This window comes from Aeribacillus sp. FSL M8-0235, assembly GCF_038000355.1.
Classification (GTDB): Bacteria; Bacillota; Bacilli; order Bacillales; family Aeribacillaceae; genus Aeribacillus; species Aeribacillus composti.
Genome location: NZ_JBBOBW010000001.1, coordinates 541609 through 564140, shown reverse-complemented (window position 1 = coordinate 564140; position 22532 = coordinate 541609). Strand labels below are relative to the sequence as shown.

Genomic DNA, 22532 nt, shown 5'->3' with positions numbered 1-22532 from the left:
GATTTTGGCTTTTCTTTAGATGAACCTCAACTCCTCTCCACATTCTCCTCGAAAGGATGATCCCTGTTATGTTATGAAGGAATACCTCGATTTAAAACTGGACTTTATGTTTAAACAATTGTTCGGTCATCCGAGCCGAAAGCAGATAACAATCGCTTTTTTGAATGCGGTTTTGCATCGGACAGGCCATGACCGGATTGTTGATGTGCAGTTTGAAAACATGGAGCTGACAAAAGAGATAGAAGAGGGAAAAATGAACCGGTTGGATGTGCTCGTGTGGACCGACCGAGGCGAGCGGATCAACGTGGAAATTCAAATCATTGACCAGCACGATATGCCGGAGCGGATTTTGTATTACTGGGCGAGGCTCTTTTCCCAGTCGCTTTTCAAAGGTCAAGGGTACAGCGAACTTCCGCCCACCATTATGATTGCCATCCTCAACTACCCGCTCTTTCCGCATGAAACGGACCGTTTCCACACCATCTTTCATATCCGCGAAGACAAAGAACAATTTCTTTGGAGCACGCATCTTGAATTTCACGCCATTGATGTATCACAATTTATGGTAAAATGGAAGAAATACAGACGTGAGATCAAACGATCTTCGGAGTGGCCCTGGTTGATGATGCTGTCGGCGGTAGATGCCCGGAAACGAGAGATCGATGAGACGATTCTCAAGGAACTGGAGGTGTTGGCGATGAACGAGCAAGAAATTCGCGAAGCATTGGAAGAGTGGGAGAAGCTAAGCGTCAGTTCGGAAAATCGCTACGCATATGAAATGCGGCTGAAATGGCTGCGGGATCAATTGTCCAACCTTCTGGGCGAACGGCGTGCGGGAATGGAGGAAGGGTTGAAACAAGGGCTAAAGCAAGGATTGGAGCAAGGGATGAGACAAAAAGAGCGTGAACTTATTTGCAAAATGAGGGGAAAAGGAATGAGCGTAACAGAAATTGCGCAAATGCTGGATTTGCCGGAAGAAGAAATCCGTCACCTGTTGAAAGAGTAGTTGGGTATGGTGCCGGTCTCATCCTCACGGGATCGTATTCCCCGAATAGCCGCTGTATGTTATACCAGTCCAAAAGTTCCAAACTGAATTGTTTCATGCTGCCGGCTGGCGTGCAAATGAAACATATAAACGTCCATTCGGAAGAATCAGAGTGGAGAGGGGAAAGTAGGTGATGGGCGTAAAGCTTGTTTTACGAATATATCATCGGTGGAGAAAACGGTAAGAATTTAGAAAAAAACACGTGCCACTAACAAGTGTAGTGGTACGTGTTGTGGGTAAAGTCCAAAACACCAGTATTTTCGGGCTTTTCTTTAGTGTACTCTGTCAAACTTGAGCATAAAAAAAGACTGCCGCCTCGCGGACAGTCCATTTTTCAGCTGAAACGATGGCTAGTTCAGCTTGCTGCATTTCTTATTTCTTTTAATAGCTTTCCATATTTCGCTTCATATTCTTGGTAAAGCGGCACAAATCGTTCCTGCCATTTCTTTCGCTCTTTTTCCGTTAACGTATGAATATGTATATTTGGATTTTGCCTCATTTCTTCAAGCTGTCTTATATTTTGCTGTTTCGATTGTTTCATATTCCAAGCTGTCGTTTCTTCTATTGCTTCCATAATTTGTTTTTGAACGTCTTTAGGTAGCTGATTCCAAAATGTTTCATTGACCATTACGACATATCCTAAATAACCGTGATTGCTAATTGTTACATACGGATGAAATTGATAAAATCTTTTTGAATAAATATTCGAAATTGTGTTTTCTTGTCCGTCAAATGCTTCCTCTTCTAATGATTCATAAACTTGATCAAATGAGAGGGCAATCGGTTCCGCTCCTAACATGTTAAATTGTTTTTTTATGACTTTATTAGGCATGATCCGAAATCTTTGGTCTTTGAAATCATCCGGATTTTTCATAAACATTTGACTATTTACCATTTGTTTGAATCCATTTCCCCAAAAAGCCAGTCCTTTAAATCCTTTCGGTTCTAACATACTGAGCAGCTCTTCGCCAATTTTTCCTGTTAAAACCCTTTCAACATTATCATCGTTTTGAAAAATAAACGGTAAATCTAACACTTCCCATTCCGGAACCAATTCTGCCACGTTTGAATAGGAAGGAGCAATCATTTGCACTTTGCCTTTTCTTAAAGCTTCTATTTCATCTTTATCTGAATATAATGAACCGTTTGGAAACACAATCACTTTTACTCGGCCCTTCGTCTTTTCCTCGACCAAATCTGCAAACCTTTGTGCAGCCAAGCCTTTTGGCGTATCCTCCGCCACTACATGGCTGAAATAGATTTTAATTTGCTCTTTTAGCCCCTCTTGCTCATCATCGTAAACCGGTGGATCATTTTGAGATTGTATAATGATATTATAGGAAAATAACGCAAAGGCTAACCCGGCACATACTATAGCCAAATACCTCACGATTTTTTTCTTCATGATTCATCACACCATTTGTTTTTGATCATTTTAACATAAATTATACCAAGCATGCTCTTTCTCTAAAGTAAAGGAAAGCAAATCTGTGATAAAATAAAGCAAGTATGAACGTTTAGCTAAAAGAGGTTGCCTTATGAAGCGATTACCAATTATATGGAAAATAACAGGTTTAATTTTTATTATTGTCTTTTTATCGCTTTTTTTCGGAGGATTATTTATTGTAAACGAATATTTAAACCAAAAAGAAGAAGAGCTTAAACAGCAATCTATATTAGCTGCGAGGACGGTTGCGGCGCTGCCTGAAGTCAGAAACGGGCTCAATGGAAGCTTGAAAGATCGCCAGCTGATTCCTTCGATGATTGAACGTCTTCAAATCATTAACGGAACAGAATATATTGTTGTGCTCGATATGGATCGTACCCGCCTTTCCCATCCGGTCAAATCTTTAATCGGAACAAAATCGGAAGGAGAAGATGAAGGTCCTGCCTTTGCCGAACACACATATACGTCAAAAGCAAATGGAGAAATCGGCACTGTTATCCGCGCCTTTGTACCTGTCATGAATAAAGAACATAAACAAGTTGGAGTCGTCATCGCAGCCTATAAGCTTCCAAGCTTATATGAGCTGCTTGCAAATTTAAAATCGCAAATTTTTTCGATTTCTTTTCTTGTCTTACTATTAGGCGGTTTGGGGGCCTGGCTCCTGGCAAGACATATAAAAAAGCAGATGTTTCACTTGGAGCCTTTTGAAATAGCTAAAATGCTAGTTGAACGGACTGAAACATTTAATGCTATGCACGAAGGAGTCATTGCCATTGATAAAAATGAACGTATAACTATTTTTAATGACCGTGCCAAACAAATGATGGGCATTGAAGGAGATGTGATCGGAAAGCCGATTCGCGACGTTATTTCCGACACCCGACTCCCGGAAATATTAGTAATTGACCGTCCTATTTATAACAAAGAATTGCAGGTAAGGAATCTAAGCATTTTAAGCAATCGCATCCCGATCAGAGTGAATAACGAAACGGTCGGAGCTGTCGCCATTTTCCAGGATCGAACTGAAATCAAAAAGCTTGCGGAAGAATTAACCGGAGTGAAAGCTTTTGTCCACGCGCTTCGTGTTCAAAATCATGAACATATGAACAAATTGCACACGATAGCAGGTCTCATTCAGCTTGGACATAAAGAAAAAGCGTTAGAATATGTATTCAAAATAACGGAAGAGCAAGAAGAGCTGACAAACTTTTTAACTGAACATATTAAAGATGAAAGCATATCGGGCCTTTTACTCAGCAAAATCAGCCGGGGCAAAGAGCTCGGAATTAAAGTAGTCATTGACAGAAACAGCCATTTGGAGCGATTTCCAAAAAATATCGATCATAACGACCTGGTGATCATCATTGGGAATTTAATTGAAAATGCTTTTGATGCCTTTCAAGAGTCGACTGATCCTGACAAAGAAATATTCGTCAGCATCGATCAAAATAAAGAAATTTGCACGATATTAGTTGAAGATAACGGTCCTGGCATAGACGATTCTGTATTACCGAACATTTTTGAAAAGGGTTTTTCCACAAAAAACAAGCAAAATCATGGAATAGGCTTATATCTGGTCAAACAAATTGTTGACCGAGCAAACGGTCACATTCAGGTTGAGTCGCAAAAAGGTATGGGAACTACATTTATCATCACATTTGATATGTAAAAAACAAAGGGGGCAAAAAATTTGAACAAAAAAATTAGTGTATTGTTGATTGAAGATGATCCCATGGTTCAAGAGGTGAATAAACAATTTATCCAAAAAGTCGACGGCTTTACTGTGATTGGAATCGCAGGGAACGGAAAAGAAGGCATAGAGCTTGTTCGAGAATTGAAACCTGAACTAGTTATTATAGATATTTACATGCCTAATCAGGATGGATTAGAAACGCTTAAGCAAATCCGGTCAGAGGGTCATTCCGTAGATGTCATTGCGATTACCGCTGCGAGAGATATGGAAACTGTTCGCCGTGTCCTGCAAAACGGCGCTTTTGACTACATTATGAAACCGTTTAAATTTGAACGGCTCCAACAATCATTAAAAAACTATTTGCTTTATCATAGCCAGCTGAAGGAAAAAGAAAAATTAACGCAAAAAGATGTAGACACTATGTTGTTAAACAATAAATTCAAGAAAAAGCCAGAGAATCCAGAACTGCCTAAAGGGTTGAACCAAGTAACACTTGATAAGATTATCCGTTTCCTTCAAAATCAAAAAGAACCGATTTCCGCTGAAGAAGTTGCGGAAGGAATCGGTATTGCACGCGTTACTGCACGAAGATATTTAGACTACCTGGCGAAAATCAAAAAAGTCTCAATCCATGTTCAGTACGGCAGCATCGGAAGACCTGTCAATCGATATATGTTTCATTCTGATTAAGCTTGACAAGAGGCGAAAAACAAACGAAAAAATCATTGAGCTGGACCACTTTTCTCATTTTTAAATTGCTAGGACAAATAAATGCTATGTTGGCTTTATCAGGGGAACAGTCATCGCACGTTGAATACTAATGGTGTCAATTTTCTCTTACGGACATTTTCTTTTTTAATCGGGACATAGAAAGGCTTTCGAACCTACATTATGAGTTCTCAATAAACAACGATTATTCTAAAAACGAGTTCAGAATTTTTCGCCGACTTTGCCTTTCAATGCGTTGAATTTTCAACTTTTTCCCTCCTCCCTTGCTTTCCTTCAACCTATTGTCCGCTCTTTATCTGTTCCTTCGCCATTACCATTTTCAACTTTGCTTTTAAATTTTTTACCCCACTTTTTTAGTGGAATAACTGCCTTGTAATGATCCGTTACAAAATGCCCCATGCTAAACAAAGACACGTGATTTTTTTAAGTAAGCGTCGACGTTTTAAATCGGCAAAATATTTCAGCAAAATCAAAAAAACTCCAACTTCAAAACTTAATGATTTGAGAGTTGGAGCATAGTATTTTTATTTAATTTTTCTATAAATCGGCCCATGGGATTGAATTAACAGGGTATTACCAGTTTTCAACAATTGCTGCAGCAGTCTGTTCATCGATAATTAAAACATTTATAAATCCACCGTTTAATGCAGCTTTTATACTTTCAAGTTTGTGTATCCCTTCAACAACAGCAATTACTTGATTAATTTTTTTCAGTTCTGTTAAAGTAACGCCAATTACTTTGTTCGTAAAAGAGTCGATAATAACATTTCCAAAATCATCAAAAAAACGAAATCCGATATCTCCGACTACACCGAGCTTGCGTAAATAATTTAAATCTTCATCACTCAAATAACCTAACTTCCGCAATGTAGATGACCTATGCGGGTTACCAATTCCGATGACTGCTATATCGACATTTCGTCCTTCTTCAAGCACTGCTTCTATATCCTGCATTGCTAATAATCTTTCTTTTAATTCTTCTGTCTCTACAATCGCAGGAGCGTATAAATAAGAGCATGTACAATTTAACTTTTTTGCCAGTTCATATGCCAGTTGATTTGCATGAATTTCAACGTATTTTCTTCCCATACCACCTTCGAGCGGAACTATATGTATATCTTCATTACGTACATATGGAAATTCCTTTACAAGTTCGGCAAGTGTAGTTCCCCAGGAAATTCCGAGACGTTTTACGTTTTTTAAATTTTTAGAAAGATAATAAGCACCTGCTCGTCCTACTGCACTCTTTACCAAATCAGGAGTTAAACCTACAGAAGGAACAACAACTGCATCCTTTAAATTAAAATATTTTTCCAGCTTCTGTTCCAATTCAACTGTATGGATACTCTCATCTTTTATATATATTTCAATAATTCCTGCTTCTTTTGCCTTTTGTATCATTTTCGAAACAATCGGTCTAGACACGCCAATTTTTTTGGCAATTTGCTCTTGTGTCCATCCTTCTGTGTAATATAAAGTCGCTATCTTGACAAGTTGTCTCCTTTCTTCCCACGTTAACATTTCTTCACCTCTTTATTTAACCATCAGCATTGTTAAAAATAACTTATATTAACTAACCTTTGACTTAAATTAATCTTATTCCTCAAGTTGTTATATTCAAAAAATTTTGGCTCTTCACCACAAAATGTACTTGACAATCAGGTTGTTTTCTGATCAAGGGTACAAAAAATGCGAAATTTCCTGTATGGTAAAGGTGACCAAACCATCAACCATGGAGGAAATTTCGCATGCAATCTCAGTTTATCAAAGATTTGATCACTTTACCAGGCTTTCTTATTCATGGAGAACGAAAAGAGGGAGAACGATGGATTTTTGAACTTTCCCTCCCTCCTCATTGTCCGATCTGCCCGACTTGCTTCGGACGGACAACCAAAATATCATCGAAACGAAAACAATGGATTCATGGCTATACAAATACGGTCGGTTTATTTTGGATTGAACTTCCCATAGAAAGACGGCGTTGCCAAGCCTGTTTTCTGACGTTCACCGTTTCTTATCCGGGACTTCCGTCTCACAGTATCGCGACGGAATCGTTTCAACATTGGGTCGCCCAGTTATGCATCGGAAAAACGATTCAAGAAGTCGCTCGCTTGTTACAACTCGCCTATACGACAGTAGAACGCTGGTTTTATCAATATGCCCCGGCTCTTTTACCAACATCGAATCCTACAGTAGTATGTGTGGATGAATTCGCTTTCCGAAAGGGACATGATTACGGAGTAGCGGTGATGGACACACAGACTCGGAATGTCCTTTCCATTGCTTCTGGAAAAAATGAAGAAGCCATTGTGGAGGCGCTTCAACCCGTCGCCTCCAAAGTGAAGTATGTTGTCAGCGACTTGGCTCCTGCCATGAGAAAAGCCATTGAAAAGGTATGTCCAAAAGCCATCCATGTTCTTGACCACTTCCATGTGATTCAGTTATTCACCGATGCACTGGAACGTTGTCGCAAATACCTTGCCAAAGGCGGAACCAAACATGGAAGCGTTCGCCGCGTGTGCCGATTGTTAAGCCAACGTCCAGAAAAATTAACAGAAGAAGAGAGACAGGAAGTTCGACAATGGTGCCAAGAAAGTGCTTATTTACGTGATGTCTATCAAGCACTTCAACATTTCCGTTACGTATCCAAAAGCCAAACAAGAAAGCAAGCCGAAACTCGTTTGACCCAATGGTTTGACCGGTACCTTTTTAGCGACTGTGCCGCCGTACGCAGTATTGCCAAGGCACTCATCACCCGAAGAGACGCAGTGCTTTCTTGCATCGTTTTTTCTTACTCAAATGGTCCAATGGAAGGAATCAACAACAAAATAAAATTGATCAAAAGGCGAGGATATGGGTATCGAAATATCCAGCGTTTTACTTTGCGTGTCCGTCTAGAGACCTCTATCACATTTTAACGTAAAAATCAAGTACATCTTTTGGTGATGAACCAAAATTTTGTAATATTTTTAAATATATGGAAAATACATGGTCTTTAATCAGTATAAAAAATCCTTATAATTAGAATTTCTAATTATAAGGATAGTTCCCATGGATAAGGATAACACAAAAAACACAACAAATGAACTAATAAGTACAATGAATAAGCAAGAATTTTCTGAGTTGTTCAATTTGATTCATCAAACACGTCAAGAAACTAACGGCCTTAAGTTTCAACACTTGAGTAAGATAGCCTAAATGAAAAGCATACGAAAGATCTAAAATGGGGAATGGTGAAAGTTGTTGCCAGAGCTGAGAAGGACTATTTCTGCAAGAAAAAAAGCAGAGTGTGGAGTCAACATTAAAAATTTGCAATAATATAACTCAACGATTCAGTTATAAAAGGCTTGACATGGAGCCGCTGCAGCTTAATTCTTCCAACAATCACCAGTTAAAACAGTTAAACTTTTATTGCCTTCCTCCATGTAAAGCCCAGTGTATATCACTGCATAAGCACTTTATTCCTCTCCACACTTTTATATTGAAATAAACAAAGGACTTTTCCTTTATTCAATTTCTTTAATCAAAAAGGTCAAACACAAAAAAGAATCCGCCATGTTTTAACAACAATTTAACGAAGGTGAACTGGGACCATCTAGACTATTTAACTATCATTCCCCTTGTTTCCATATAAATTCTTATTAATCTTTTTTATTATTGTATTTGATAATTGAATTTTGAGCCACTCCGATTACATACTTGTGAGTCACTTCGAAATTGGCAAATGGTAAATCTGGAGTGTCTTGACATGGAGCCTCCAGAGGCATGATTTCACTCGAAACGCGACACATCAAAGTGTTTCGATAGGCAACAAGCCTATCATGCCTCTCACTCCATATCAAGATGGTGTTTTTAGATGGAAATGGAGTGGTTCACGTTTTCATGAGCGAAGTGGCTCAATTTTATGTGAGCAAAAACAATTATGAACGAAAAACACATATAGCTATTGTTTTTTGAACATAAAGTTGCCCCAATACAATATTGACCATTATTTTTAAGATGAAAAAATGGTTCTTGTAAAGCTCAAGAAATAGATGATCAAGTTCAAAACTAATCAAGTGAACTTAACCGCTTTTTGGTCTAAATGTTCTCCCGCCATCTGCAATAATGATTTGTCCATGAATATATGCTGATTCTTCATTAGACAAAAAATTAGTGAGATTTGAAATATCAGAAGGTTTACCCAGTCTGCCTATCGGAATTTCTTTTTTTAGAGTATTTTTGGATCCCTCTGAAGGATACAAGCGGTCAAGCATGTCCGATTCAATTACACGAGGAGCAATCACATTTATGTTAATTCCTTCTTTACCTAGCTCTCCTACTAAAGATCTCATAAATCCAAAAGCACCACCTTTTGAAGCAGCATAATGGATACCTCCGCCTGAACCGGTTATAGCAGAACCAGATCCAATGATTATAATACTACCCCCATTTTTATTTTTCATTAATGGCAACACTGCTTTTGTACTGAAAAAAAGTCCATGTAAATTTACAGCTATTGTTTTTTTCCACGATGCCCAATCAATATTCAAAAAAGAAACTTGTTTCGTAATCCCTGCAGAATAAACAAAAATATCAATCGAATTTAAAGTTTCTTTAACTTTTGTCATCATATTTTGAACGCTTTCCCAGTTCGATACATCTACTTCAAAACTTAAAATGTCATTTGGTCTTCCGCTTTCATTGATTAGTTGATCAAGTGCTTTTTTATTAATATCAGCTACTGCTACTTTTTTTCCCCTTCCGGCAAAGTCTAAAACAATCTGTTTTCCAATGCCCGCCGCTCCTCCAATTACCAATACATTCTCTCTATTCAATGAATATTTTCCTCCTCTCCAAGGAAAATTATTTCGCCTTTTAAATGTGTAGCATATGGAGAGCATAAAAACAAAACTGTGTTTGCAACTGCTTTACTGAGAGAAGACAATGATGTCGATGTTTGAACGATATCAGGAGAAATGCTATTTACACGTATTCCAAATTCACGGAATTCCCTAGACAATCCTTTAGTCATTGAATTTAATGCGCTTTTCGACGCTGCATAATGGGGGCCGATTTCACCGGTGACTGCCGCGGTTGCTGAAATGTTAATAATGTTTCCCTCCCCAATTCTTAGCATGTGTGGAATCACTTCCTTGCTGCATAAGAACGGAATATCAAGGTTGAACTCCAACGTTTCAATCCAATCATTAGGATCTAAATCCTCAATTGTTTCTTTTGACAAAACATGAATATTATTGATTAAAATGTCAATTTTTCCACTATTCTTTGCAATTTTTGAAATAACTTTTTGAACCTCTTCTAGTTTCCTTAAGTCGCCTGAGATGACCTTTGCTGTTCCGCCGAGTGAGGAGATTTCTTTAGAAATTTGCTCAATTTTGTCCTCCTCGTTAAAATGATGAATCCATACCTCAGCGCCAGATAAAGCAAGTGCTAAACATATCTCTTTCCCAAAAATAAAATTACTTCCAACCACGATCGCAACTTTATTTTTTAACTTTATTTCCAAAGGATTTTTCACCACCATTTATTACGATTTAATCAATACTTTTAGGACATTCTCTTTAGTACTGTGTGCACATTGAATGGCTTCATTCAGCTGTGATAAATGGAAACGATGTGTGATCATCTTATCCGCTTCTACAACACCCATCTTAAGTAGTTGTAATGCTTTATCGTAATTATATGGATTGGATGAATAGGAGCCAACAAGTTTAATTTCATCTTGAAAAAACCTATCCGCCCGTAATGGGACAAGGTCCCTCTTAAACGGAGCAAATACTAATATTGTCCCACCTTTGCCTACACATTCCATTGCTTCCGTCAACAGATGATTAACACCAGCTGAAATAATAACTACATCTGCCCCTTGACCATCTGTTATTTCCATTATTCTGTCCCTCACATGTTCATTCTTGCTATTTATGATATAGTCCGCACCAAATTCTAATGATTTGTTTAACCGAAATGGGTTAATATCACTTACGATTACTCTGTCAGCTAAGAAATATTTTGCCAACTGAATTTGAATGCACCCTATTTGACCTGCCCCCATTATAAAAACTGTATCTCCAGGATTTAATGCAATGGACTCAAATCCATGCAAACAACAAGCAACTGGTTCTACAAAAGCTCCTGTTTCAAAGCTCATAGCAGATGGCAATTTTCCCATTGTATGTTTTACATGAACAGCAGAGACTCGAATATATTCTGAAAAACCACCAGGATCTAGATTTGTTGCTTTAAACTGAGTACATAAACTGTAATTTCCTCTATTACAATAATGACAGGTGAAGCATGGTACATGATGGGCAACAAAAACACGATCTCCTTCTTCAAATTGTGTAACATTTTTACCAACTTGTACAATTTCCCCTGCTACTTCATGCCCTAATACTGTATTAGGCGGTACAGTTCTATCGACTACTTTATGAATATCAGTTCCACATACACCACATACCTTCATTTTTAATAGAACTTCATTTTCACCTATTTGAGGAATTGGTCTTTCTTCATACCTTATATCCTCCCTATCATAAAAGACAGCAGCTTTCATATTGATCTCCTCCACTAAAGTACGCGAGCACCTCTATTTATTAATTCACTTAATAATTCAGAGTAACCGTCCATTTTATATGAAATCCAATATCTTCCGCCAAATATTCGCGGGTTACCTATGCGAATGTATATTTGGCCAGCAAAATCATATTTTTTTATTTTCATTTCATTTTTAACTTCACTCCAATCATATTTATGCTGTCTGCCAAATCCTTCAAATAAAATTCCTTCTTTCGTTACCGTGATAGAAGAAGGAAATTGTAAACCAATAACGGAGGATAATATTAAAAAAGGCATAACAATGATTAATAGTTTATATAATTCATTATGTTCATCAATAAGATAGCCATATATCCCATAACCAAACAAACCAACCATTAAAATCAAAGGAACAAAATTTTTACTGCAAACCATCCATTTACTATACCTATACTTTTTCATAACAACCTCCGAATTGAAAGAAGAGTTAGATTTCTTTTTAAGGAATTTGAAATCTAACTCTTTTTCCAGATACATGTTACTTGTTTAAATATTCAATAATTTTGTTAATATCATCATCAATCCCAACACCCGTTAAAAAAGAGACAGTCTGAATAACTGGCACATCCCCAACATTACTTACTGGTGTTGTCGTAACGATTACATCAGCATTTTCAGCTTTTACAGGCACTTCTGCAGCCTTGCATTGTTCAACAGCTACATTGAATCCTTTATTTTTTAAAACTTCTTCAATCTTTTTGGCTACTACAGTAGAAGTGGCAACAGCTGTTCCGCAACATACTAAAATTTTTTTCTGTGCCAAATTTATTCCTCCCTCATATTTTTTGCTATTCTATATTTTTATTATTCTCTTCCAAGATTCCCATTTCCTTTGCGAATTGCTTTTTGATATCATTTCTCACCCAATACCAAATCAACCCATATAGTACTGCGCATATAATTGCAGCAATAAAATAAGGATTTGTTGGGTCCAGTAAACGAACGATGATCCAAGGAATAACATGAGATCCTAAATCAATACCAGAAATCAACGAAGCTCCCTCAGGAAAATCAAAACCTACTGCTCTTCCCATTGTTGTTGCCAATTCCGCTAAATTCGTTGCTATAAAAAGAACAATCATGATCGTAATGATAGCATTAATTAATCCCCTAACAATATTTCCTCTAGCTGCTGCTACAGCCCAAATGACGGTAAAAGGCAGAACCGCTAAATCTGTAAATGGTAACATTTGATTGTATGGAAGAATCACGGCCAAAAGAATCGTTATAGGAACCATAATTAAAGCTACTGCCATATTTGCTGGATTACCAATTACAATAGCAGCATCTAATCCAATATATACGTTTTTTCCAGGAAATTTTTTATTAATGTAATCTCTTGCGCCTTCAGAGATAGGGATCAGCCCTTCCATAAGGAGGGATACCATCCGAGGCAAAAGAACTAACACAGCTGCCATTTGTACGCCAAGTGTTAAAATTCCCTTTAAATCGTAGCCTCCAAGGATACTAATTAGCATTCCTAAAATTAGCCCCATCATCAACGGTTCCCCAAATATTCCAAATCTTTTACTTAAAGTTTCAGGATCTGCATGAATTTTGTTAATTCCCGGTATTTTGTCCAATATTCTATTTGTTGCGTAAGTGATTGGGGCAAAATTGACCGTTTCCGAGTGCGCTAAAGACACGCCTTTTAAGCCAAAATGGTGTTCAACAGCTGGTGCTGTCCAGTCGGCTAGTTTTAATGTAATCGCAGAAACCACTAAACCTACAAACAATGCAAGTATCATTTTGTCATAAGCATAATAAGTAACAGAAGCTGCAAAAATTAAATGCCAAAAGTTCCAAATATCAACATTTAAAGTTTTAGTAAAATTAATCGACAATAAAATAACATTTAAAATTAGTACTAAAGGAATCATAAGTGGAGCGACTGGAGTACCAAATGAAATAGCTGCACCAATCGGCCAGCCAACATCTAAAATTCCCAACTCCAAACCAAGTTTTTTGACCATTGCCTCTGTAGCTGGACCTAATGAATTCGTTAAAAGAGTAATGACAAGGTTTACTCCAACAAAACCAATTCCAATTGTCAAAGCAGCCCGAAATGATTTTTTAAATCCTTGTTTTAAAATCAATCCGAAAATTGTCATTATGATAGGCAACATGATGGATGGTCCTAAATCAAGAATAAAATCAACAGCTTGTTTAATCATTTCACCCACCCCCTGTAATAAATAAGGTATTTAAAACGCTTACATTTTAAAATATTAAAAATTAAATTTATTATCTAATATTTTGTATATTTCAGCTTTTTCCCTAGCATTTTTTAATTTAAACATTTCATCATTATTTTGAAACATTTCCATCAATTTTTCTAACATTGTTAGCTGCTTATTAGGATCTTTAATTGCTAGTATAAAAACTATTTCTACTTCTACAGATTGAGATGGATTTCCCATCATTTGAAAAGTCACAGGTTCACGAAGAACTGCAACACCAACAGTTGGAATGTTAACATGTTCGGGATCCGTATGTGGAATCGCTACCCCCATATTTTCAAGAGGTAAACCAGTAGAATATACTTTTTCCCTACTTAAAACAGCTTTAAGAAACGATTCCTTCACATAATTCTTTTTTTTCATTTTTTCAAACATATAAGTAATTACATCTTCATTCGTTTTTTTATCGACATCCAAGCAAATGATATCTTCATCTAGATGTACAAACTTCTCCATAAAACCATCTCCCTATTGCTTTATAAGGAAAGACAATCATTTGGAATTCTCATCTTCTTTCCAAAAGTTCTTTAATATTACATTTGTTAATAATATTTTAAATCGTTAGAATTATCGAGTCAATACTTTTTAATTAAATTAGAAAAAATAAGAGCTTATTTACAAATTTGTTTTACTAAATGTTAATTAGTATAACAATTGTAAATAAGCCCTTTTTACATCACGCTATTATTTTTTACTTTTGTCTATAATGTTTCTTGCGACGTCAAAAAATGATTCAGATATGGTTGGGTGAGGATGGATCATATTGGCTAGTTCTTCTACAGTGCCTTCTAGGGATATGAAAGAGGAAGCTTCTGAAATCATTTCGGTCACGTGAGGGCCAACCATTGTGACTCCAATTATTTCTCCATATTTTTCATCATACACTATTTTTATAAATCCTGATGTGTCGCCAGAAACAAGCGCTTTTCCATTTCCGGCAAGATCAAATCTTTCAGCCTTTACTTGCAGCCCTTTGCGCTCGGCCTCCTCTTCTGTCAAGCCAACACTAGCTACTTCTGGAAGCGTAAAAATGCACCTGGGAACAACTTTTTCATCCATTTTCCGTTCACAGCCTGCTGCGTTCGATGCGGCAACAATTCCTTCCATATACGCCGCATGCGCCAGCTGATATCCTCCTATGACATCGCCGACAGCATAAATATTCGGATAGCTCGTTTCCATTTTTTCGTTTACTTTAATAAAAGGCCCGTTTTGTTCTAGCTGTAATGCCTGAACGGCAGATAAATTAGGTTTTCTTCCAACGCTTACTAAAAGCGCCTCCCCTTCTACCGATACCGATTCGCCTTTTTCATTTAGACATTCGACAATGGTTTTGTCTCCGTTTTGTTTCACGCTTGTTACTTTCGCGTCTGTTAAAATTTGGACTCCTTTTTTTTGCAGCGATTTAGCAAGCGCTTTGGAGGCGTCAGCATCTTCAGTTGGGATAATCCGTCCGGCCATTTCAATGATCGTTACATTTGTTTTTAGACTGGAAAAAATAGTCGCTAACTCCACCCCAATGACTCCACCGCCAATTATGGTTAGGGAGCTTGGTATTTTTTCAATATCAAAAATGGTATCGCTTGTATAAAAAGACGCAGAGTCCAGTCCATCTATTGGGGGAACGGAAGGGGATGAACCGGTTGCCACAATAATTTTGTCTGCTTGAACACGTTCCTCTTTTTTATCCGAAACTACTTTTACAATATTTCCTTCTTCTACAAAGCCTTCTGCCTCATATACATCAATTTTCCCTTGCTTTAACAAAAACATAACACCGTTTCTGAGACGGGAGATGACTTCGTCTTTGCGCTTTTTCATTTTGTCTAATGAAATCGTGATGTTGTCCGTTTGAATTCCCCATTCTCTTGATAATTCAATTGCCTCAATAATTTCAGCGTTTTTCAACCATGTTTTGGAAGGGATGCAGCCTCTATTTAAACATGTGCCGCCCAAAAAATCTTTTTCGACTAGCATTACTTTTTTTCCAAACCGAGCTGCATGAAGTGCTGACATGTAGCCTCCTGGTCCACCACCAATTACTGCAATATCATACGATTTTGTCAAATTGAGCCCCCTCCTTATAAGATCATTTCATACGGGTTTTCAAGAATGCGTTTTACTTCAGCCAAAAATTCTGCAGCAGGTGCTCCATCTATTACACGGTGATCAAAAGACAGGCTGGCTGTCATCATCGGCCGAATGACGATTTCCCCGTTGACTACTACAGTTTTTTCTTGGGTTCTACCAACACCTAAAATGGCTATTTCCGGCTGATTAATAATCGGTGTAAATACATCTATCGGATACATGCCGAGATTGCTGATCGTAAAGGTAGAGCCTTTAAGCTCGTCAGGCCGGAGTTTTTGTTCCCTTGCACGTTTGCTTAAATCTTTTGCTTCTGCACAAATAGCGGCCAATCCTTTCTGCTCAACTTGTTTAATTACCGGCACCATTAAACCGTCTTTTACCGCAACTGCCACTCCAACATTAACTTCATTTTTATAAATGATTTCATCATGCTCCAAATGAACGTTCACTTCAGGGAATCGTGATAAAGCTGTACCGACTGCTTTGATAATAATGTCTGTATAAGTTAAACGGAATCCAGTTTGTTTTTCTACAACCGGAAGAAGCGCTGTTCTCATTTCGATTGCTTTTGTCATATCAATATCGCTGGCCAATGTAACATGTGGAGCAGTAAATGCGCTTTGCACCATTCTGTCGGCAACCACTTTCCGCAATCCGGATAGTTTCTTCCGGACTTCAGGCTGCTGAGCTTTCTGACTTGATGCTTGAATGGCGTTGATAACATCCTGTTTCATCACCTTGCCTCCTGCACCTGAGCCTTGAAGCGCCTTCAAGTCTATATTCTCATGCTCTGCAATTTTTCTTGCTAGCGGCGATGCTTTCGGTTGTGCCTTTTCTGTTTCTAAATATTGCTTCACATCTTTAAGGTGTATGCGTCCTTTTGGCCCGCTTCCTACAATGTTTCGAAGATCCACTTTCGTTTCTTTAGCTAAACGTCTTGCGGCAGGTGTGGCTCGTACTTTACCATTCTCATTGCTTTTTACTTCGACAGCGTCTTCGTTTGTTTCAGACTGTTCAGTCTTTTCACCGGATTGTTCGCTTGATTCCTCTGATAAAGCCGGCGGCTCGTCAGGAACCTTTTCCCCCGGTTCGCCGATATATCCGATCACTTGATTGACCGGAATTTGGTCATCCGGTTGGAAATATTTTTTCAACAATATTCCTCTGTCATATGCCTCAACTTCGATATTGATTTTATCGGTCATTATTTCAAATAACGGTTCGCCGATCTCAACGGACTCTCCTTCTTCTTTAAACCATTGAAGGAGTGTGCCGACTTCCATCGTACTGCTCAGCTTCGGCATAAAAATTTCTTTTGCCATCGGTTCTCCCCCCTTTTTATTTAAATTGAACCGTTTCTTTTACTGCTTTTATAATATCCGGTACTTGCGGGACAGCTGCTTTTTCTAGATTCGGATTATAAGGAATAGGGACAGGCAGCCCGCCAAGACGTTTGATTGGGGCATCGAGATAATCGAAGGCCTCGCTCTCTGCAATGACACTAGCGATTTCACCGCCATATCCTCCGCGTTTTACAGCTTCATGGACGACTACAACTCTACCTGTCTTTTTCACAGATTCGACGATCGTTTCTTCATCCAGCGGGACAAGTGTTCTTGGATCGACAATTTCGACGTCAATTCCTTCTTTTTCAAGCTCTTTTGCCGCTTCTAATGCTTTATGCACCATAATCGCTGTTGCAACAATCGTCACATCTTTACCTTCCCGTTTAATATCCGCTTTTCCTAATGGAATCGAGTATTGTTCTTCTGGAACGTGGCTTTTTGTTTTGTAAAGGAGTTTGTGTTCGTAGAAAATAACTGGATTATCATCGTCAATCGCTGCTTTTAATAATCCTTTTGCATCGTAAGCTGTTGACGGCTGTACGACTTTCAGCCCCGGAATGTGCGCCATCCAAGCTTCTAAACTTTGAGAATGCTGGGCAGCTGCGCCTGTACCTGATCCGGCAGGAGTTCTTACAACCATTGGAACTTTCCCCTTACCTCCGAACATGTATCGAAGCTTTGCAGCTTGGTTCACAAGCTGATCCATAGCGATTGTGATGAAATCTGAAAATTGAAGCTCCAAAATCGGCCGCATGCCTGTCAGCGCTGATCCGACAGCCGCACCTGCAATGGCCGCTTCAGAAATTGGCGTATTTCTCACGCGTTCCGGACCAAATTCCTCGATCATCCCCCGCGTGACACCAAATGCACCGCCGTAAACCCCGATATCCTCGCCTAATATATAAACATCTTCATTTTTTCTCATTTCTTGACTCATTGCTTCTCGAACTGCTTCTAAATAAGTGATCTCTCTCATCGCTTTTCCCCTCCCTAAATTTACGCATAAACGTCTTCAAGCAATGTATCAACAGACGGTTCTGGACTGTTTTCCGCAAATTTAACAGCGTCTTCAATTTCCTGGAAAGCTTCTTCTCTCAGCTGTTCAGCCTTTTCTTCTGTTAATACTCCTTTGTCAATCAAGTACTCTTTAAACCGTTTGATCGGATCTTTTTTTCTCCACTCTTGCTCTTCTTCACGAGTGCGGTATTTTTTTGCATCGCTTTTTGAGTGGCCTTTCCATCGATATGTTTTTGCTTCAATCAGCACAGGGCCCTTCCCTGATCTGGCATGTTCAACAGCTTCATAAACTGTATTCATCACTTCAAGCATGTCGTTTCCATCGATTACTTTGCCTGGAATACCGTAAGCCTGTGCACGATCTGCTATATTTTCAATATTGAACATTTCTTTTACAGACCCGCTCATTCCGTATTGATTGTTCTCGCAAATGAACACAACTGGAAGATCCCAAATGGAAGCAAGGTTTAATGATTCATGGAAGCTTCCTTCATTTGCTGCACCATCTCCGAAGAAGCACAATACAACATACCCCTCATTTTTCATCTTTGAAGTTAATGCCGCACCGACTGCCAAAGGAATGCCTCCGCCAACAATTCCGTTTGCCCCTAGGTTTCCTTTCTCTACATCTGCAATGTGCATGGAACCGCCTTTCCCTTTACAGTATCCGGTCACTTTGCCAAACAGTTCGGCCATCATTCTATCGACTGTTGCACCTTTAGCAATGCAATGGCCGTGACCCCTGTGCGTGCTGGTAATTTTATCTTTCTCTTGCAAAACGGCAATTGATCCTGCTGCTGTTGCTTCTTGTCCTACACAAAGGTGAGTCGTTCCATGAATCATCCCTTTTGCAAAAAATTGGTCGACTTTTTCATCAAAATATCGAATCAGCCACATTTGTTTATACAATTCAACTAATCTTTCATCCGTTATAAATGCTGGAAGTACATGATTACTCATTTCTTCCACCTCTCCTTTACATTTGTTCTTTATAGTTACTTTTGTAATAAATATAGAGTTTTTTCCGAAAATAGTCAAGGAATATCTATATAAGCTTATTTATTGGAGCCTTTCAAAATAGTGGAAGTACTCAAGCTTCTTTCTTTTGTTTGGTAAACTAAAGATAATCGAGGGGCTGCAACCATGTTTTATGCAAAAAAAATGGCTGCCAATTTGTAGTTATGGCAGCTCAGCTCTTTTAGACAAAATAGAAAACATACGAAATCAAGCAGAGAAATACGGTTTATTGTTTTTTACTTGATTTATTTAGGGACTTATCGAACCCCATCTTACACATATGATTAATTTTTTTAGGTCAAAGCATTTCCGCTGTTTTTTCATCTGTAATTAACACATTTATTAACTTCCCTTTTAAAACGGCTTTGATCGCATCGACTTTTTCCAGTCCTGCTGCCACTCCAATCACAAACGGAATTTCTTTTAATTTTTCAATATTAAAAGAAATGATTTTATCATTCCAAATATTTGAAGGGGCGCTTCCGTTTTCATCGATAAACTTATAGCAAATATCGCCAACAGCATCGAGTTCATTAAAATATTGTCTATATTTTTTTCCCAGCTCTGATCTCGTAATGGTTGAGTGTTTAGGTGAACCGCCGATTCCTACGAGGATGATATCCGCTTTTTCGGCAAGGTTAAAAATGCTTTGTATAGATGTTTGAGTCATAAACAATTCCTTATCTTTTTTGCTGTCAGCCATCACAGGGGCATGGAGAAGCTTATAATTTGCCTTCAATTTTTCAGCAAACATCGAAACAAGAACATTGGCATGTATATCTACCCGTTCATCCCCCATTCCTCCTACAATCGGAACAAAGGTCGTGGAGGAATAATTAAGGTTAGCTGGCATCTGCTTCGCAACAGAAAGCAATGTCGTGCCAGAAGAAACCCCGACAATTTGTCCGTCTTTCAATATCCTTAATAAATATTTGCTTGCATATTCCCCGATATTTTCCAAATCCGGTCCGTTTCCTAGATTCGGAACGCAAATGACTTCCCGAAGTCCATATTTTTTTTCAATTCTTGCTTCTATATTCATGAGAGGATGATGGGAGCCGTCATGAATTTTAATTTCAACAATTCCCAATTCTCTTGCTTTTGATAAATATTTTGAGATCAGCGACCGGCTTACACCGAACACTTTTGCGATTTCTGATTGTGTAGCTCCTTCCGCATAATACATATGAGAAATTTTCACAAGCAGCCTTCTATCTTCCAATAATTCCCCACTTCTTTCTATAAAATCTAGGTTCGTATTAAATTATAATGGTAACAGAAAGAAAATTGTTATTTTTCAAAGCGAATTTCTTTTCCAACTTCGATATGTGGGAATGTAAAAGGCTCGACAAAAACAGCTCCTGGAAGCACATGTTCATTTGGTTTGGAAAAATAGATCGAAATATGGCCTAATTCCTTTAAATTTTTGTTTGCTGCCGAGCCGACTGCTGTGATGAAATATTCTTGATCGCCCCATATAATTTTTCCGCCCTCAACAAGCGGCTCATCCGACACATCGCCTTCAAATTCATGAATAACAGATACTTCTCTAAGCTCTTGAGGAGCATTAGGTCCAAAGAGAATTAAAACTTTTTCTTCTTCAAATGATGGGACTAGAGTACCGATTTCACGAATAATCGTTTTCGACATCTTATGATCCTCCTTGAAATCCTATTCATTATTGATACATGCCGATGCTTGCGGCATATGCGATTAAAACTGCAAGAACTCCTGTGATTAAACGGCTGTACAATACAGCTGGCACACCGTATTGAATCGTTTCTGGCTTCGCTTCTCCAAGAGACAAACCGACAGGGACAAAATCCGCACCAACTTGGCCATTAATGGCAAATAGAGCCGGCAAAGCAAATTGAGGCGGAATGTTGCCCGCTGCAATTTGGCTTCCAATTAATACCCCAATGACTTGCGCAATAACAGCTCCAGGACCTAACACCGGTGACAGAATCGGGATTGTACATACGATAACGATGACGATCAATCCCCATAAAGAACTGGCAAGAGGAGAAAGAGTATTAGCGATCAAATCACCGATTCCCGTATAATTAATTATACCTATTAACATACTAACAAAAGCCATAAATGGAATAATATTTTTAATCAGCATATCAACAGAATCGCGTCCCGCCTGATAAAAAGTACCAGTTACTTTTCCTATTCCTCTTGAAAACTTCATTAATATATTTTCATTGTTTTCACGGTGTTCCTTTTTTACTTGTTCGTATTGAGCTTTAAATGCTTCCTTATCATTCACATTGAATTTTGGACTGTTTTCTTGCTGCTCCGTTTCCGAAGCATCCGTCTGAATGTTTTGTTCTTCTGCTTCGTCCGCAAGATAAATATCCTTCACAGTAACACCCGATACAAAAATATCTTCTGTAATGTGTTTCGCCAATGGACCAGAAGGTGAAGAAGGAAGAATATCAACGGTCGGGATTCTTTTCATTGGATACAAACCAATTCTGGCTGTTCCGCCGCAGTCAATCACGACACACATCATTTCATCTTCCGGAACTGAATTTTTAAAACCATCTACAGCTTCAGTGCCTGTTAATTCTGCTATTCTCGCTGCTACAGGATGGATGCCGCCGCCTGTAATGGATACAACTTTTTGTTTCTTTCCTTTCGGTTCAATGCGCAAGCCTTTTCCCCAGCCGCCAGAACCTTTTGCAACAAAAACAGCTCGTTTTGACATATGTTCTCCTCCTCTTTAAAATTTGAACTCGCTTTCATCTTTGTCCAAAATTTAAGATTTCGCTTCCATTCTGCGCGCCAAAAATTTTGTTATATATTCCGTAATAATTCCGCGCAATAAAATAACTACGATCCCTACGAGAAAATAACGAACAGCAAGCTCTGACATAGAATAGCCGGCTTCTTTTATTCCGTTGGCTATTCCTAAATAGACAAATAATTCTCCTGCGTTTGCATACGGGAACAACGCCGTCACCGGATGAACAAACGATACAGCTGAATCATAAAACGCCGGTTTTTGCTTTTCTGGCAAAAAGCGTCCGAACGTATAACACATCGGGTTTGTTAACAGCAATACTGATAATATCGGCATGACAGTATATCGTAACAGCATATACTTCGAAGCAAATTGTATCGCTCTATTAACCCGCTCTTCACCAATAAATTTAATAACTGCATAAGTAAATGTAAGCAAAACAACCAAAGTCGGGATAATGCCTGTAAACATACCCATAAACGTTTCTCCGCCAGCCTGGAACATTCCGATAAAATGTTCACCAATCCATTTCAACCATTCCATCTTTCACTTCTCCTTTCA

General features: G+C 38.4%; 21 protein-coding genes. 4 read left to right on the top strand and 17 right to left on the bottom strand.

All coding sequences use genetic code 11. From position 1 onward, the window contains the following. Window positions 1-73: 73 nt before the first annotated feature. Window positions 74-1006, top strand: coding sequence for an Rpn family recombination-promoting nuclease/putative transposase (locus tag NSQ71_RS02890; RefSeq protein WP_339194175.1), 933 nt, complete (start codon window positions 74-76; stop codon window positions 1004-1006). A gap of 394 nt (window positions 1007-1400) precedes the next feature. Here NSQ71_RS02890 and NSQ71_RS02885 read toward each other — a convergent pair whose 3' ends face one another. After that, window positions 1401-2450, bottom strand: a complete 1050-nt coding sequence (locus NSQ71_RS02885) for a DctP family TRAP transporter solute-binding subunit (RefSeq protein WP_066246907.1) — start codon at window positions 2448-2450, stop codon at window positions 1401-1403. Window positions 2451-2583: 133 nt separating this feature from the next. Here NSQ71_RS02885 and NSQ71_RS02880 point away from each other — a divergent pair, with 133 nt between their 5' ends. Both NSQ71_RS02880 and NSQ71_RS02875 read left to right on the top strand, forming a co-directional pair. After that, the gene (locus NSQ71_RS02880) at window positions 2584-4161 is read left to right on the top strand and encodes an ATP-binding protein (RefSeq protein WP_063386326.1); all 1578 of its coding nucleotides are present in this window, start codon (window positions 2584-2586) and stop codon (window positions 4159-4161) included. A 21-nt stretch (window positions 4162-4182) separates the two neighbouring features. Continuing rightward, window positions 4183-4875 (top strand): response regulator, encoded by a 693-nt coding sequence (locus NSQ71_RS02875; RefSeq protein ID WP_268753441.1) that lies wholly within the window; start codon window positions 4183-4185, stop codon window positions 4873-4875. Between the two features lie 612 nt (window positions 4876-5487). On the opposite strand, the gene NSQ71_RS02870 is transcribed toward NSQ71_RS02875, so the two are convergent. Next, window positions 5488-6435, bottom strand: a complete 948-nt coding sequence (locus NSQ71_RS02870; RefSeq protein WP_066246910.1) for a sugar-binding transcriptional regulator — start codon at window positions 6433-6435, stop codon at window positions 5488-5490. A gap of 227 nt (window positions 6436-6662) precedes the next feature. On the opposite strand from NSQ71_RS02870, the gene NSQ71_RS02865 reads away from it, so the two are divergent. Next, window positions 6663-7832 carry an ISL3 family transposase gene (locus NSQ71_RS02865; protein ID WP_021292746.1) on the top strand — a complete coding sequence of 390 codons (1170 nt, stop codon included), beginning with the start codon at window positions 6663-6665 and terminating at the stop codon, window positions 7830-7832. 1146 nt (window positions 7833-8978) lie between these two features. Here the strand turns inward: NSQ71_RS02865 and NSQ71_RS02860 are convergent. From NSQ71_RS02860 to srlA, 15 genes are all read right to left on the bottom strand, one after another. Next, a complete protein-coding gene (locus tag NSQ71_RS02860; RefSeq protein ID WP_340732767.1) occupies window positions 8979-9731 on the bottom strand; it encodes an SDR family NAD(P)-dependent oxidoreductase in 753 nt (250 codons plus the stop codon). Continuing rightward, a complete protein-coding gene (locus NSQ71_RS02855) occupies window positions 9728-10423 on the bottom strand; it encodes an SDR family NAD(P)-dependent oxidoreductase (protein ID WP_165381940.1) in 696 nt (231 codons plus the stop codon). Before NSQ71_RS02855 ends, NSQ71_RS02860 begins: the two co-directional genes overlap by 4 nt. Window positions 10424-10444: 21 nt before the next feature. Continuing rightward, the gene (locus NSQ71_RS02850) at window positions 10445-11470 is read right to left on the bottom strand and encodes a zinc-dependent dehydrogenase (RefSeq protein ID WP_327848380.1); all 1026 of its coding nucleotides are present in this window, start codon (window positions 11468-11470) and stop codon (window positions 10445-10447) included. A gap of 14 nt (window positions 11471-11484) precedes the next feature. Further along, window positions 11485-11913, bottom strand: coding sequence for a hypothetical protein (locus NSQ71_RS02845; protein WP_130157757.1), 429 nt, complete (start codon window positions 11911-11913; stop codon window positions 11485-11487). A 76-nt stretch (window positions 11914-11989) separates the two neighbouring features. Further along, window positions 11990-12274, bottom strand: a complete 285-nt coding sequence (locus NSQ71_RS02840; RefSeq protein ID WP_066246917.1) for a PTS sugar transporter subunit IIB — start codon at window positions 12272-12274, stop codon at window positions 11990-11992. Between the two features lie 25 nt (window positions 12275-12299). Then, window positions 12300-13685, bottom strand: a complete 1386-nt coding sequence (locus tag NSQ71_RS02835) for a PTS galactitol transporter subunit IIC (protein WP_340732761.1) — start codon at window positions 13683-13685, stop codon at window positions 12300-12302. A gap of 54 nt (window positions 13686-13739) precedes the next feature. After that, the gene (locus NSQ71_RS02830) at window positions 13740-14207 is read right to left on the bottom strand and encodes a PTS sugar transporter subunit IIA (protein WP_066246921.1); all 468 of its coding nucleotides are present in this window, start codon (window positions 14205-14207) and stop codon (window positions 13740-13742) included. A 228-nt stretch (window positions 14208-14435) separates the two neighbouring features. After that, window positions 14436-15818 carry a dihydrolipoyl dehydrogenase gene (gene lpdA, locus NSQ71_RS02825; protein WP_340732759.1) on the bottom strand — a complete coding sequence of 461 codons (1383 nt, stop codon included), beginning with the start codon at window positions 15816-15818 and terminating at the stop codon, window positions 14436-14438. Between the two features lie 14 nt (window positions 15819-15832). Continuing rightward, a complete protein-coding gene (locus NSQ71_RS02820) occupies window positions 15833-17164 on the bottom strand; it encodes a dihydrolipoamide acetyltransferase family protein (protein WP_340732756.1) in 1332 nt (443 codons plus the stop codon). 16 nt (window positions 17165-17180) lie between these two features. Further along, on the bottom strand, window positions 17181-18164 hold the full coding sequence (locus NSQ71_RS02815) for an alpha-ketoacid dehydrogenase subunit beta (RefSeq protein WP_063386333.1): 984 nt from the start codon (window positions 18162-18164) through the stop codon (window positions 17181-17183). 20 nt (window positions 18165-18184) lie between these two features. Beyond that, window positions 18185-19165 (bottom strand): pyruvate dehydrogenase (acetyl-transferring) E1 component subunit alpha, encoded by a 981-nt coding sequence (gene pdhA, locus NSQ71_RS02810; RefSeq protein WP_063386334.1) that lies wholly within the window; start codon window positions 19163-19165, stop codon window positions 18185-18187. 355 nt (window positions 19166-19520) lie between these two features. Beyond that, window positions 19521-20444, bottom strand: coding sequence for a sugar-binding transcriptional regulator (locus NSQ71_RS02805; protein WP_232515658.1), 924 nt, complete (start codon window positions 20442-20444; stop codon window positions 19521-19523). Window positions 20445-20512: 68 nt separating this feature from the next. Beyond that, window positions 20513-20872 (bottom strand): PTS glucitol/sorbitol transporter subunit IIA, encoded by a 360-nt coding sequence (locus NSQ71_RS02800; RefSeq protein WP_063386335.1) that lies wholly within the window; start codon window positions 20870-20872, stop codon window positions 20513-20515. A 28-nt stretch (window positions 20873-20900) separates the two neighbouring features. Further along, on the bottom strand, window positions 20901-21935 hold the full coding sequence (srlE, locus tag NSQ71_RS02795) for a PTS glucitol/sorbitol transporter subunit IIB (protein ID WP_340732750.1): 1035 nt from the start codon (window positions 21933-21935) through the stop codon (window positions 20901-20903). A gap of 51 nt (window positions 21936-21986) precedes the next feature. After that, on the bottom strand, window positions 21987-22514 hold the full coding sequence (gene srlA / locus NSQ71_RS02790) for a PTS glucitol/sorbitol transporter subunit IIC (protein ID WP_066246929.1): 528 nt from the start codon (window positions 22512-22514) through the stop codon (window positions 21987-21989). Window positions 22515-22532: the final 18 nt, after the last annotated feature.